General features: G+C 73.7%; 12 protein-coding genes and 1 pseudogene. 5 read left to right on the top strand and 8 right to left on the bottom strand.

Translation table 11 applies throughout. From position 1 onward, the window contains the following. Positions 1–44: 44 nt before the first annotated feature. Positions 45–413, top strand: a complete 369-nt coding sequence (locus tag ACIRR9_RS29900; protein ID WP_403757986.1) for a universal stress protein — start codon at positions 45–47, stop codon at positions 411–413. A gap of 179 nt (positions 414–592) precedes the next feature. Here the strand turns inward: ACIRR9_RS29900 and ACIRR9_RS29905 are convergent, their stop codons facing one another. The 7 genes from ACIRR9_RS29905 to ACIRR9_RS29935 all read right to left on the bottom strand — a co-directional run bounded on the left by ACIRR9_RS29905 (position 593) and on the right by ACIRR9_RS29935 (position 7,498). After that, a complete protein-coding gene (locus ACIRR9_RS29905; protein WP_403757988.1) occupies positions 593–1,249 on the bottom strand; it encodes a potassium channel family protein in 657 nt (218 codons plus the stop codon). After that, positions 1,246–1,905: a potassium channel family protein gene (locus ACIRR9_RS29910; protein ID WP_403757991.1), complete on the bottom strand. Its 660-nt coding sequence runs from the start codon at positions 1,903–1,905 to the stop codon at positions 1,246–1,248. The genes ACIRR9_RS29905 and ACIRR9_RS29910 overlap by 4 nt, the downstream gene beginning before the upstream one ends. Next, complete coding sequence (locus tag ACIRR9_RS29915) at positions 1,902–4,730, bottom strand: cation-translocating P-type ATPase (RefSeq protein WP_403757994.1); 2,829 nt, start codon at positions 4,728–4,730, stop codon at positions 1,902–1,904. Before ACIRR9_RS29915 ends, ACIRR9_RS29910 begins: the two co-directional genes overlap by 4 nt. Further along, positions 4,720–5,181 (bottom strand): cyclic nucleotide-binding/CBS domain-containing protein, encoded by a 462-nt coding sequence (locus tag ACIRR9_RS29920; protein ID WP_403757997.1) that lies wholly within the window; start codon positions 5,179–5,181, stop codon positions 4,720–4,722. Before ACIRR9_RS29920 ends, ACIRR9_RS29915 begins: the two co-directional genes overlap by 11 nt. 37 nt (positions 5,182–5,218) lie before the next feature. Beyond that, positions 5,219–6,229, bottom strand: a complete 1,011-nt coding sequence (locus ACIRR9_RS29925) for an Acg family FMN-binding oxidoreductase (RefSeq protein WP_403757999.1) — start codon at positions 6,227–6,229, stop codon at positions 5,219–5,221. A gap of 110 nt (positions 6,230–6,339) precedes the next feature. After that, positions 6,340–7,221, bottom strand: coding sequence for a universal stress protein (locus ACIRR9_RS29930; RefSeq protein ID WP_403758004.1), 882 nt, complete (start codon positions 7,219–7,221; stop codon positions 6,340–6,342). Then, positions 7,205–7,498, bottom strand: a complete 294-nt coding sequence (locus ACIRR9_RS29935; RefSeq protein ID WP_403758007.1) for a DUF1918 domain-containing protein — start codon at positions 7,496–7,498, stop codon at positions 7,205–7,207. The genes ACIRR9_RS29930 and ACIRR9_RS29935 overlap by 17 nt, the downstream gene beginning before the upstream one ends. Positions 7,499–8,022: 524 nt before the next feature. On the opposite strand from ACIRR9_RS29935, the pseudogene ACIRR9_RS29940 reads away from it, so the two are divergent. Both ACIRR9_RS29940 and ACIRR9_RS29945 read left to right on the top strand, forming a co-directional pair. Next, positions 8,023–8,538: pseudogene (locus ACIRR9_RS29940) on the top strand (FAD-binding oxidoreductase); the annotation flags it as partial. Positions 8,539–8,627: 89 nt separating this feature from the next. After that, entirely contained in the window at positions 8,628–9,665 is a 1,038-nt protein-coding gene (locus ACIRR9_RS29945; protein WP_403758010.1) for an acetolactate synthase large subunit, read from the top strand. A 351-nt stretch (positions 9,666–10,016) separates the two neighbouring features. On the opposite strand, the gene ACIRR9_RS29950 is transcribed toward ACIRR9_RS29945, so the two are convergent. Next, positions 10,017–10,304, bottom strand: a complete 288-nt coding sequence (locus tag ACIRR9_RS29950; protein WP_403758013.1) for a DUF1876 domain-containing protein — start codon at positions 10,302–10,304, stop codon at positions 10,017–10,019. A 597-nt stretch (positions 10,305–10,901) separates the two neighbouring features. Between ACIRR9_RS29950 and ACIRR9_RS29955 the strand changes: the two genes are divergently transcribed. Both ACIRR9_RS29955 and ACIRR9_RS29960 read left to right on the top strand, forming a co-directional pair. Continuing rightward, positions 10,902–11,072, top strand: a complete 171-nt coding sequence (locus ACIRR9_RS29955) for a DUF429 domain-containing protein (RefSeq protein WP_403758469.1) — start codon at positions 10,902–10,904, stop codon at positions 11,070–11,072. Between the two features lie 52 nt (positions 11,073–11,124). Continuing rightward, positions 11,125–11,487 carry a zinc ribbon domain-containing protein YjdM gene (locus ACIRR9_RS29960; RefSeq protein WP_403758016.1) on the top strand — a complete coding sequence of 121 codons (363 nt, stop codon included), beginning with the start codon at positions 11,125–11,127 and terminating at the stop codon, positions 11,485–11,487. Positions 11,488–11,604: the final 117 nt, after the last annotated feature.

The following is an 11,604-nucleotide window of genomic DNA, read 5'->3' on the forward strand; positions in this document are numbered from 1 at the left end:
CTCCCACGCCTTCAGGGCAGTGGGGGAGGGCGGCCCGTGAGGCGATGCGGCGTGAACTGCCGCTGCGTCTGGTGCACGTCCGGGACTGGCATCCGCGCCGGCAGGACGGCGCGATCGCCACCGCCGCGCAACGCCACCTGGCCCGGCGGGCGTTGCACCAGGCCGAGGAGCGGCTGGGCTTCCTCAAGACCGTGCTCCGGGTGTGGCGCGACAAGTACCCGGACGTGGAAGTGCTGGAGACCGTCGCCGAGGACAAGGCCTCGACGGTCCTGGTCCGGGCAGCCACCGGGACCGGCCTGCTCGTAGTCGGCCACCGGCTTGCCGAGCGGCCCGTGGGCCCGCGCACCGGACCGGTCACCCATGCCGCGATCCAGCACGTCGGCTGCCCGGTGGCTGTCGTCCCGCACACCTGAGGCGGCTCGTGGGCCCGGTCCTGCCGCCCGGCGCGGGTGCAGCTCGTCGCGCAGCGTGGAGGCGGGGCCGGGGCGGGGCGGCTTCGCCGACGCCCTGCTCGGCTCCGCCGGCCGGTGTCGCAGCACGCCACATGCCCCGTCGTGATGGTGCGCGTCGAGCAGGAGTGACACGGGCCCGGTTACTGGAACGCCGCGTGGATCTCCTGCTCGGTGGCCTCGTGCGAGACGAGCAGGAGTTCGTCACCCGGCCGCAGCTCCATCTCCGGGCCGGGGACCGTCGGCCGTCCCTCGCGTACGACCGTGGCGACGACGGTGCCGGCGGGCAGGTCGATCTCACCCAGGGCGCGCCCGGCCGCCCTGGATTCCGCGGTGATCGCGGTCTCGATGACCGCGACGCCCGCCTTGCTGAGTCTCAGCAGCGCAACGGTGTCCGTGGCGCCGGTGGCCTCCTCGATGAGGGAGACCAGCGGGGTGGCGGCGGGCACCGCCACGTCCACGCCCCACCGCAGATCGAAGAGCCAGGTGTTCTCCGCGTCGTTGACCCGGGCCGCCACCCTGGCCACGCCGAACCGCCGCTTGGCGAGCAGACCGATGACCAGGTTGTCCTCGTCGCGGCCGGTGGCGGCGATGAGGACGTCGGCGGTGCGGGTCCCCGCGCGGGCGAGCAGACCGGGCTCGGAGGCGTCTCCGGCCAGCAGCCGCACCTGCGCCATGCCGTCGAGTTCCGCCAGCCGGTCCTCGTCGCGCTCGACGAGCGTCACGTCGTTGCGCGCGGCGGACAGCACCTGGGCGATCTGGGTGCCGAGGCGGCCCGCGCCGGCGATCAGGACCTTCATGTTCCCAGCTCCTTGTCCAGGAAACCGCGCAGCCTGCCGAGCGCGGTCGCGGCGACGGCGAAGGTGACCAGGTCACCGGGTTCGGCCGGGAGCCCGTGGGCGGGCACCAGCGAGTGGCCGGCGCGGGTGATCTCCACGACCCGGATCTCGCCGTCGACGTCGAAGCCGGTCACCGGCCGGCCGGCGAGGTAGGACGGCAGCTCGGAGCGGACGAGGAGCGTCTCGCCGTTGCCGAAGACGAGCTCGGGGGTGAGGTGGCGGTGCAGCAGCATCTGGTGGATGCGGCTGACGGCCCAGCGGACGCTGGAGACCGCCGGGATGCCCAGGTCCCGGTAGATTTCGGCGCGGCGCGGATCGTGGACCCGGGCGAGGACGATCGGGACCCGGTAGGTCTCCTTCGCCGTCCGCGCGCTCACGATGTTGGCGTTGTCGGCGGAGGTGACCGCGACGAAGGCGTCGGCACCGTCGATCCCGGCCGCCTCCAGGACCGGGCGGCCGAAGCCGTTGCCGACGTGGAAGGTGCCGGGGAAGCCCGCCGGCAGCAGCCGGTCCGCCGTGGGCCGCCGGTCCACCAGCCGTACGTCGTGTCCCTCCGCGGCGAGCTGCGCGGCGAGGGTGGCCCCCACCCGGCCGCAGCCCACGATGACGATTCTCATCGTGTTCCTCCCTTCACGGCCGCGGGACGGCGCCGCAGCCACTTCCGGCATTCCTCGGCGGTCAGCAGCAGGACACCGAAGGCGGCCAGGACCGCCCAGTCGGCGGCGGTCAGCGGGGCCGTGCCGAAGACCGCCTGGAGCGGCGGCGCGTAGCTGACGGCGGCCATGAACGCGATGCCGAAGCCGCCCGCGGCCAGCAGCCAGGGATTGCTCAGTAGCCCGGCCCGGAACACGCTCTGCCGGTCGGTGCGCACCGCGAGGGCGTTGAAGAACTGACTCACGACGATGCCCGCCTGGACCATGGTGATCGCCTCCCGGTAGACGGGGGTGTCCTTGGTGAAGTCCGCATAGGGAATGCCGGAAGCCTGGATGTGCCAGAAGAACACGGCGCACACGCCGAGCGCCTGGATGCCGCCCAGGAAGAGGATGCGGCCCAGGACGGCCGCCGAGAACAGCCGTTCCCGGCGCGGCCGCGGTGGGCTGTCCATCACGTCGGGCTCCGCCGGCTCGGCGCCGAGGGCCAGCGCCGGCAGCACGTCCGAGCCCAGGTCGATGGCGAGGACCTGGACGGCGGTGATCGGCACCAGCGGGAAGCCGACGAAGGTGGCCGCGAGGATCGGCACCAGTTCGGCGATGTTGTGACTGAACAGGTAGATCAGGAACTTGCGGATGTTCCGGTAGACCGAACGGCCCAGCCCCACCGCGGTGCTGATGGACGCGAACGAGTCGTCCAGCAGCACCATCACCGCCGCCTCCCGGGCGACGTCGGTGCCGGAGGCGCCCATGGCCACCCCGATGTCCGCGTGCTTGAGCGCGGGGGCGTCGTTGGCGCCGTCCCCGGTGACGGCGACGACCTCGCCCCGCCGCTGGAACGCCGTGACCACCCGCATCTTGTGCTCGGGGCTGACCCGGCACAGCAGCAGCTCGGCCGAGCCCGCCAGCAGCGCGTCCAGCCCGCCGTCGTCCAGCGTGTCGAGCTGCGCGCCCGTCACCACGGTCGGGTCGGGCGCGCGCACGATCCCGACACGGCGGGCGACGGCCTCCGCCGTCAACGGATGGTCGCCGGTGACCATGACGACGCGGATCCCGGCCCGTCGGCACGCGTCCACCGCGTCCCGCACCTCCGGCCGCGGCGGGTCGTACATCCCGGCGAGCCCCAGCAGCGTCAGCCCCGACTCCACGTCACCGATCGGCGGGCGCGGCCCGGAGACCCGCCGCGAGGCGACCGCCAGCACCCGCAGCCCCTGCCCGGCCATGGTGTCCGCGGCGGCGGCCACCTCGGCGCGGGCGGCATCGGTCAGCGCGACCGGCACGCCGTCCCGGTCGACGGCGGTGCAGCGGGCCAGCAGTTCGAGCGGCGCGCCCTTGACGTACGCGACGTACGTGCCGTCGGTGTCGCGGTGCACGGTGCTCATCAGCTTGCGCACGGAGTCGAAGGGGTACTCCGCCACCCGGGGCGTACGGGCCTCCTCGGCCGCCGGATCCAGGCCCGCCTTCCGGGCGGTCACCACCAGGGCGCCCTCGGTGGTGTCGCCCAGTACCCGCCACCCGTCCCGCCCGGTCGGCGGCACCAGCCGGGCGTTGCCGCACAGCGCCGCCGCCCGCAGCAGCTCCCGGACCGGTGCCGCGTCGGCGACCTCGCCGTCGGGCGCGTACCCGACGCCGGTCACGGCATGCGGCTTTCCGTTCGCCCACAGTCGTACGACGGTCATCTCGGCCTGGGTGAGGGTGCCCGTCTTGTCGGTGCACACCACGCTGGTCGACCCCAGTGCCTCCACCGCCAGCAACTGCTTCACCAGTGCGTGCTGGCGGGCCATCCGGCGCACCCCGATCGCCAGTGACACCGACAGCGTCGCCGGCAGTCCCTCGGGCACCAGCGCGACCATCACGCCGAGCGCGAAGACGAACGTGTCCACGAACGGCTGCCCGCTGGGCACGCGGAGCGCGAACACCACGGCCCCCGTCGCCAGCGCGACACCGGCCACCCGCCGGGCCATGGCGGCGACCTGACGCTGCAACGGGGTCTGCTGCCGCGGCGCCGCCGCCGTCAGCCGGAAGATCCGCCCGAACTCGGTGGCGGTCCCGGTGGCGAACACGACGGCTTCGGCGGTCCCCGCCACCACGTCGGTGCCCATGAACACGCAGTTGCGCGCCTCCAGCATCGCGCCCGCCGGCAACGGGTCGGCGACCCGGGCCACGGCGTCGCTCTCGCCGGTGAGGGCCGCGTTGTTGACGGCGACCTCCTGCGCCCGGACCAGCCGGCAGTCGGCGGGCACCGCGTCCCCGGCCTCCAGGACCACCACGTCACCCGGCACCAGATCCCGTGCGGGCAGCTCCCCGGGTTCACCGTCCCGCAGCACCCGGCAGGTGTGCGGCACCATCGCCTGCAGGGATTCCGCCGTGCGCTCGGCGGAGTACTCCTGCGCGAAGCCGATGCCCGCGTTCAGCAGCACCACACCGAGGATCGCCACGGCCAGCTGGAGCGTGGCCGCGTCCCGGGGCTGTCCGAGCAGGTAGGCGAGGAAGGTGATCGCCGAGGCGACGAGCAGCACCACCGCGAACAGGTCGGTGAACTGCGCGAGCAGCCGTCGTCCCACCTGGCCGCGGGCCGCGCCGGGCAGCTCGTTGGCGCCGTACCGGGTCAGCCGTGCGGCGGCCTCGGCCGCGGCGAGACCACGTGGGCGGCTGTCCAGCGCGGCGAAGACGTCGGCGGCCGGGAGGGAGGGGACGGGGGAGTCGGGGCCCGGTTCCCGGGGCCGTGCCTCCTCGGGCGGTGCAGCCGCGGGAACCAGAGCGGCAGTTCCGGAGGGCGGTTCAGAGCCCATGCGGGCCTCCGCCCGCACCGTCGCGTCCCGAGGGCTCCTGCAGCACGGTCCGGGCGACCGGTCCCAGCAGGTCGGCCAGCCCGCGGAAGACGTCGAGGAACAGGTCGTCGATCGTCAGCACGCCCACCACCCGGCCCAGCTCCAGGACCGGCAGCCGACGGACCCCGGTGCGGCGGAAGGTCCGGTACGCCGCCTGGAGATCGTCGCCCGCGTCGACGGTGACGACCCGGGCCGACATGACCGCGTCCACCCCGGCATCCCGGTCCAGGCCGCCGCCCAGGCCGCGCAGGGCGATGTCGCGGTCGGTGACGATACCGACCAGCACCCCTTCGTCGTCGACGACGAGCACCGATCCGACGGAGGCCTCCGCCATCCGCCGGACCGCCTCCGCCAGTCGCACGCCCGGGGCCACCGTCACCGGCGGGGCGGTCATCGCCTCGCAGACTTTCATCCGACAACTCCTCATCCTGGAGAGGGAACGGCACAGGTCAGTGCGGACGCACCGCGCCTGGGACGACGTCGAGCACCTCGTGCACCGGGCGCCGAGGGCTCGGGTGGCCCACAGGGCCGTAGCCGAGCCGGATCACCATCTGCACCTGGGCCATCGCGGAACTCGGATCGCGGGTCACCCACCGCAGCTCGGGCCGGTCCAGGGTCTGGGACACCATCGAGGCGACCAGCCCGCCGGCCGTGGCCGTGAGCAGGACCCGTTCCAGCGCCTGACCCGCGCGCAGCCAGTCCGCCGGTCCGTCGTGGCCGGTACCCAGCAGGGCGATGTGCGGATGCTTCTCGAACACCGCCGAGTCGCGTCCGGGCACCGCGTGTCCGGCGGCGAAGTCGCGCACCGGAGTCGCCGGGCCGTACCGGCTGGGGCCGAACGCCTCGACGGGGATGCCGTCCGACGCGGGGGAGGCGCCCGGTGGTCCGGTCCGGGTCCAGTGGGCCGTTTCGGCGCGCAGAGCGGGGTCGAGTGCCTCGCGGCCCTCGGCGTCCTGCACCAGTTCCAGCAGTTCCTGCACATGCCAGGCACCGGGGAAGACCAGTTGCGCGCCCTCGGCGTCCGCGGCCTCGCGCATCCGGTCCTGCAGGTCGGCCGGTATCGGCCGCTCGCTGAAGGGATGGCGGCTGGAGTGGCGCCGGGGGATCGCCGGGTACAGGCCGGCGAGGGCCTGATCGGGCGGTCCGGTGGTGTCCAGGGCCACTTCGGCGAGCAGCGTCGGATCCGCCGGATCAGGCAGCAGCCGTACGACCGCGGTCCACCCGGCCGCCGCGGCGGCCACCCGCAGGTTGAGCAGCGCGGCACCGCAGCCCACATGCAGGCCGCGGCCGTCCGGGTCGGTACGCGGCAGCGCGCGCGACTCGTCGGCGTGCAGCCGCAGGACGCCCTCGGCGGACAGGTAACGGAAGCGCCAGGGCTGTACGTTGTGCAGCGACGGCGCCGCCGTGGCGTCGGCCACGAGTGCGGTGAGCGTGTTCGCGTCCACCTGTTGAGCGGTCACGGTGACTCCCTTCGCCGGGCCCCGCTTCCAGCGTGGACGGTCACCACCGAGGTACGGCATGGGCCGCATGGACCTGGCGGGGGACCGAGTGGACCTACGGCGGCGGCTGCTCAGGCGGCTGCCGGCGGAACGACGAGGATGGGGCAGCGGGCATGGTGCAGCACGCCCTGACTGACCGAGCCCAGCAGCATGCCGGTGAAGCCACCGCGCCCCCGGGTGCCGACGACCAGCCCCAGCGCGTCGGCCGAGGCGTCGGCCAGCACCTGCACAGGGTGGCCGACCACCACTTCGTGACGCAGCTCCACCTCCGGGTAGCGGGCCTGGCGGCCGGCCACGATCTCGGAAAGCAGACGGCGAGCCTCCTCCTGTGGTTCGTGCTCGTCGAAGATCCGCAGCGGTCCCGGCTGCCACACGTACAGCGCGCGCAGTCGGGCCCCGTGCAGGGCCGCCTCCTCGAAGGCCAGGTCGACGGCGGCGGCACCGTGCTCGCTGCCGTCGACGCCGACGACGAAGTACCCGGGTTCCCGGGGAACGTGCTCCGGTTCCGGTACGACGACCACGGGACACCGTGCGTGCGCCATGACCGGGATGGCGACCGAGGCGGAACCGAACACCTCCTGGGTCCGGCTCAGGTGCCGCGAGCCCAGGACGACGGCCGTGGCCTCCCGGCTCTGCTCGCGCAGCACCCACACCGGATCGCCCTCGGCGAGGAGGGTGTCGGTCCTGACGTCCGGCTGCCGGGCCACGACGAAGGCCGTGGCCTCGTCCAGCAGTTGCCGCCCCTCCTTGTGCAGTGCCGCGTTCCACTCCTCCCAGGAGGGAGGCACCTCCCGTCCCCGGTAGCCCCGGGTGGGCACGCCCTCGGCGTGCACCACGCGCAACGGCAGCCGGCGGCGGGCCGCCTCGTCGGCCGCCCAGGTCAGCGCCGTGCGCAGGCCGGGATCGGGGGCGATCCCCACCACGATCGGGAGCCGGTCAGATGCCGTGGTCATGGCTGCCTCCGGCTGCCGGCGCGGATGTCAGATGCCTGACGCAGTCATCCGGGCCGGGGAAGTAGAGGGTCACCCGCCCGTCTTCGGCCCACCGCACGTCGTACGGCGGGCTGCCGTCCGGATGGTGCAGCCCGACGACCTCGCCGTCCCGGGCCACGACCCCGTCCCTGGTGCCCCGTACGACGATCTCGTCGCCGACGCGGGCCTGCATGGAACCGCCGGTCACCTCGGGACGGACACCCGGATCAGGCTTCCTGCGCGGTGCGGGAGCGGTCATCGTCCTCGCCTCCTTCACGGCGGGGCGGGCTGCCGCCGCCGATTCCATGGAAACCCGGGTGCTGCCGGGGTGCCAGTGCCATTGGGCCCCTGCCGAACCTCCCGTTCCGCCCCGGGACGGGAGGTTCGGCCGGTAGGCCGCGTGCGCGCAGCGGCCATGGCCCCGTCGGTTCACGAGCGGGTCCGGACCGTGGGATCCCGGCGTACCCGCGCGGTGAGCTCCTGCGGGGCCCGGGAAACGACGGGCCTTACCGGTTCGCGGGAGTGGATCCGGCGTACCGCCCGGCCGTCGAGGTCTCCGCCTCTGGCGCGGACGGCACAGCCCCCACCGAGATCGATGAGGTAACCCCCGCCCGAGTCGGCCTGAACGGTGCAGAGCCGGGTGGTTCAGCGGTGATCCACCTCATCGCCCGGCGAGGCGCGGGCCGGTCCGCATGGCCCCGGGCGAAGGCCGGACGGCCCCTCCCCAGGGGGTGGGGTACGCGGCCAGGATCGGAGCCGGACCAGGTCCGAGGAGGGAGTGCGATGGCGGACATCGAGGCGCTGCTGGGCGACGCCGTGGGGGCGCGGGACGTTCTGGCCGGGGTGGAGATCCCCCCGGAGTACGCGGGTGACGAGTCGCTGACCGCGTTACGGCAGCGACCCGCGTACCTGGTCCGGCCGGCCGCCACCGCCGAGGTCGCGGACGTGCTCAGGATCGCCGGCGAGGCCGGGATCCCGGTGACCGCCCGCGGCTCGGGGACCGGCATGTCGGGAGGCTGTGTGCCCCGGCCGGGCGGGATCACGGTCTCGTTCGAGCGGATGAACCGCATCCTGGAGATCGACGCCGTCAACCAGGTGGCCGTCGTCCAGCCCGGCGTCACCTTGGACCGACTCGACCACGAGGCCGCCGAGTCCGGCCTGCACTATCCCGTGCGGCTCGGCGAACCCTCCGCCAGCATCGGCGGCACGATCGCCACCAACGCCGGCGGGATGCACGCACTGCGGTACGGGGTCACCCGGCACCATGTGCTCGCCGTCGAAGCCGTCCTGGCGTCCGGAGAGGTCGTGCGCAACGGCGGCAAGTACGTCAAGACGGCCACCGGGGGGCCGTCCCGGCCCCGCCGCTGCCGCCTCGGCGAGTCGTGCCCGTGTCGGACGACACCATCACCGCCGCCGCTGCCGCCCTGCGGTCCGGAGAGCCGGCCGCGATCCTCCTCGGCGGCCCGGCCACCCACGCCCCGGCACTGCGCGCGGTGGCCCGCGTCGCCGCCGCCACCGGTGCCCGGCTGCTGTGCGAGACCTTTCCGGCCCGCCTGGAACGCGGTGCGGGCCTGCCTGCCGTCGAGCGGCTCGGCTACCTGCCCGAGAGCGCCCGCGCCCAGCTCCGCGGCCTACGGCACCTGGTCCTGCTCGGTGCCCGGCCTCCGGTCTCCTTCTTCGCGTACCCGGACGCACCCGGCCTCCTGGCTCCCCGCGACTGCCACGTCCACTCTCTGGCCGCTCCGCGCGACGACGCCGTGGACGCCCTCGCCCACCTGGCGGCGCTGCTGCCACAGGCGACCGCGACCACGGCGGCCCAGGCCAGGCCGGAGCGGCCCACCGGCGAGCTGACCGGTGAGACGGTCGCCGCAGCCGTCGGGGCGTTGCTGCCGGAGGGGGCGATCGTGGTGGACGAGTCCAACACCTCCGGCCTGTGGCTGCCCGCGGCCACCGCCGGGGCACCGCCCCACGACTGGCTGACCCTCACCGGCGGCGCCATCGGCCAGGGACTGCCGCTGGCCGTCGGCGCCGCGATCGCCTGCCCGGACCGGCCGGTGGTCGCCCTGGAGGCCGACGGCAGCGCCATGTACACCCTCCAGGCGCTGTGGACGATGGCCCGTGAAGGCCTGGATGTCACCACCGTCGTCTACGCCAACCGGTCGTACTCCGTCCTGGAGATGGAGTACGACCGCCTGGTCCCGGCCCCGCACGGCCCGAGCTCCCGGCAAGCCCGCCGGGACCTGCTGGACCTGTCCCGGCCCGGCCTCGACTTCGCCGCGATCGCCCGGGGCATGGGGGTGCCCGCCTCCCGTGCCACCACCGCCGGGGACTTCACGGCCCAGCTCGCCAAGGCCCTCGCCGAACCAGGCCCCCATCTCATCGAGGCCCGTGTCCCTCCGCTCTTCGGCCCGCAGCGCGTCTCATGATCGTCCAGGTGGACCAGTCAGGCGCGGCAGACGGTGTGCCGGAGGCGTCCTGGACGGCGGCACGACAGACCGTCTCGGGGTGGGCCAGGGCGGTGTTGGGCGCGGAGTCGGGGCGGAGGGAGGACGACGGCCGCGCGACCGATGAACACGCCCGCGGTCACGGTCACGGTCCGCCCGGACACCACCCTGGCGCAGCAGGACCCGTGCAGGACGGGGGCGTAGGGCTCCGCGGGCTGGTCCACGGCACCTCGCTCAGCAGGGTCGCCGAGCGCGTCGTCCGGGCCGTCCCGGCCAGCACGCCCGCCGGGACGCGGTTCCAGCCGTACGGCCCGGCGATCGGGCCGCGTGCATTCACATGGGCCAGCCGATGCTCTCAGAGGTGCTCGGCCGGGGGCCGGCCATGTCCTGGACGTCGTTCGCGGCGATGTTCAGCAACTGGTGGGCGAGATCCTCCATGGCCCTGCCGGCGGCCAGTTCGTCGCCGATCTCCGGCACGTCGGTGTCCGCCGGGTTGCAGTGCGCGGCCCCGCGGCCGGTGAACTCCGTGGTGCCGGTGTCCAGCACCACCTGTGCCTTCGTCGTCCCGTGGTCGTCCTCGAAAAGGTTGAGACGGACCTTCCACTGCTCTGTGTGCGACATCGTTCTCTCCTTGCCTCCGTCCGCTCACGTGGTCGGCCGGTCGCACCCGCTCCACCGGCTCGTCCGCTGCGCCAGGCGCGGTGACGGCATGACGTGGCACGCCGTCGGCGGGTGGGCCGGCGGAAGGCGACGGAGCCGGGTGGCAGGCCTCCAGCAGTCGCGAGTCGATCCCCCCTAATACCACTGTCGAACAGCGGCGGCCGTGGGTACAGGGCCGAACGGCCCCGCGGGACGACTCCGGCCCGGGGAAGCCGCATGGCCCCTGCTCAGGAGCCGGTGTCAGTGGTGGCGGGTCCACGCGGAGCGGACGCGGGCCCACCTGTCGCGTCCCCCGGCCGTTGTCTGGCATCGATCCCGTTCCTCGATCCCTCGCGGGCGGCAACGGGTGCCCGGCAGCTCGTTCGCACGGCTTCAGGACCTGGTGGAGTCACTCACCGACGACCTGGTCTTCACGATGTCCAGGGGCAGCAAGGCACTGTTCCACAGCGACATGCCGGCCTGGTAAGTGGAGCACCATCCGGTGCTGGCCGAGGCGCTGTCCGACGCCTGGCACGTGCCCGCGAGCGGAAGCGCCGCTCCCTGCCGGCCGGGGCCGGGATCGTACTCCCGGACACGCTCGGTGAGGCGGACCGCGTTCCCGCGGACGACGTGCTCGACGCCGCCGTCGCGGCCTGGTCGGCACACCGGATCGCGCTGGGGGCCGCGCAGCGGATTCCCGAGCCACCGCAACGCGACGCTGAGGGCCGCGCGATCGAGATCCGGTTCTGACCGCCGCCGGACGAGGGAACGTGCGAGTGGCAGGGCTGGATACGCTGTCGCGGTGATCGAGAATCTTCCTCCCTGTCCGAAGTGCTCCTGCGAGTACACCTACGAGATGAACGCCCTGGTCGTGTGCCCCGAGTGCGGCCACGAATGGGTTCCCGCCGAGGCCGCTGCCGAGGGCGGCGGCGAGGCCGCCGGAGAGCGTGTCGTCAGGGACGCCGTCGGCAATGTGCTGCAGGACGGCGACACCGTGGTGGTCGTCAAGGCGCTCAAGGTCAAGGGCAGCCCTTCGGGGATCAAGGCCGGGACCAAGGTGCGCAACATCCGGCTGGTCGACGGGGTCGACGGGCACGACATCGACTGCAAGGTCGACGGTTTCGGAGCGATGCAGCTCAAGTCGGGCGTGGTCAAGAAGGCCTGATCGGCCTGATTCTTCGAACAGGACCCCCTCGGTGGCGGGGTCGCCCGGGGTGCAGTCGGATGCAGAATTGCAAAATTTAGCAATTGGTTAGATGCTGTGTTTGCTGTGTCTGCAGGT

This window comes from Streptomyces sp. NPDC101234 (assembly GCF_044767525.1).
Taxonomy (GTDB): domain Bacteria; phylum Actinomycetota; class Actinomycetes; order Streptomycetales; family Streptomycetaceae; genus Streptomyces; species Streptomyces sasae.

What these genes read in the sequence shown, in the direction of transcription:
- ACIRR9_RS29900 (WP_403757986.1), top strand. Translation starts at nt 45, where the DNA reads ATGCGGCGTGAACTGCCGCTGCGTCTGGTGCACGTCCGGGACTGGCAT.
- ACIRR9_RS29905 (WP_403757988.1), bottom strand. Translation starts at nt 1,249, where the DNA reads ATGAAGGTCCTGATCGCCGGCGCGGGCCGCCTCGGCACCCAGATCGCC.
- ACIRR9_RS29910 (WP_403757991.1), bottom strand. Translation starts at nt 1,905, where the DNA reads ATGAGAATCGTCATCGTGGGCTGCGGCCGGGTGGGGGCCACCCTCGCC.
- ACIRR9_RS29915 (WP_403757994.1), bottom strand. Translation starts at nt 4,730, where the DNA reads ATGGGCTCTGAACCGCCCTCCGGAACTGCCGCTCTGGTTCCCGCGGCT.
- ACIRR9_RS29920 (WP_403757997.1), bottom strand. Translation starts at nt 5,181, where the DNA reads ATGAAAGTCTGCGAGGCGATGACCGCCCCGCCGGTGACGGTGGCCCCG.
- ACIRR9_RS29930 (WP_403758004.1), bottom strand. Translation starts at nt 7,221, where the DNA reads ATGACCACGGCATCTGACCGGCTCCCGATCGTGGTGGGGATCGCCCCC.
- ACIRR9_RS29935 (WP_403758007.1), bottom strand. Translation starts at nt 7,498, where the DNA reads ATGACCGCTCCCGCACCGCGCAGGAAGCCTGATCCGGGTGTCCGTCCC.
- ACIRR9_RS29950 (WP_403758013.1), bottom strand. Translation starts at nt 10,304, where the DNA reads ATGTCGCACACAGAGCAGTGGAAGGTCCGTCTCAACCTTTTCGAGGAC.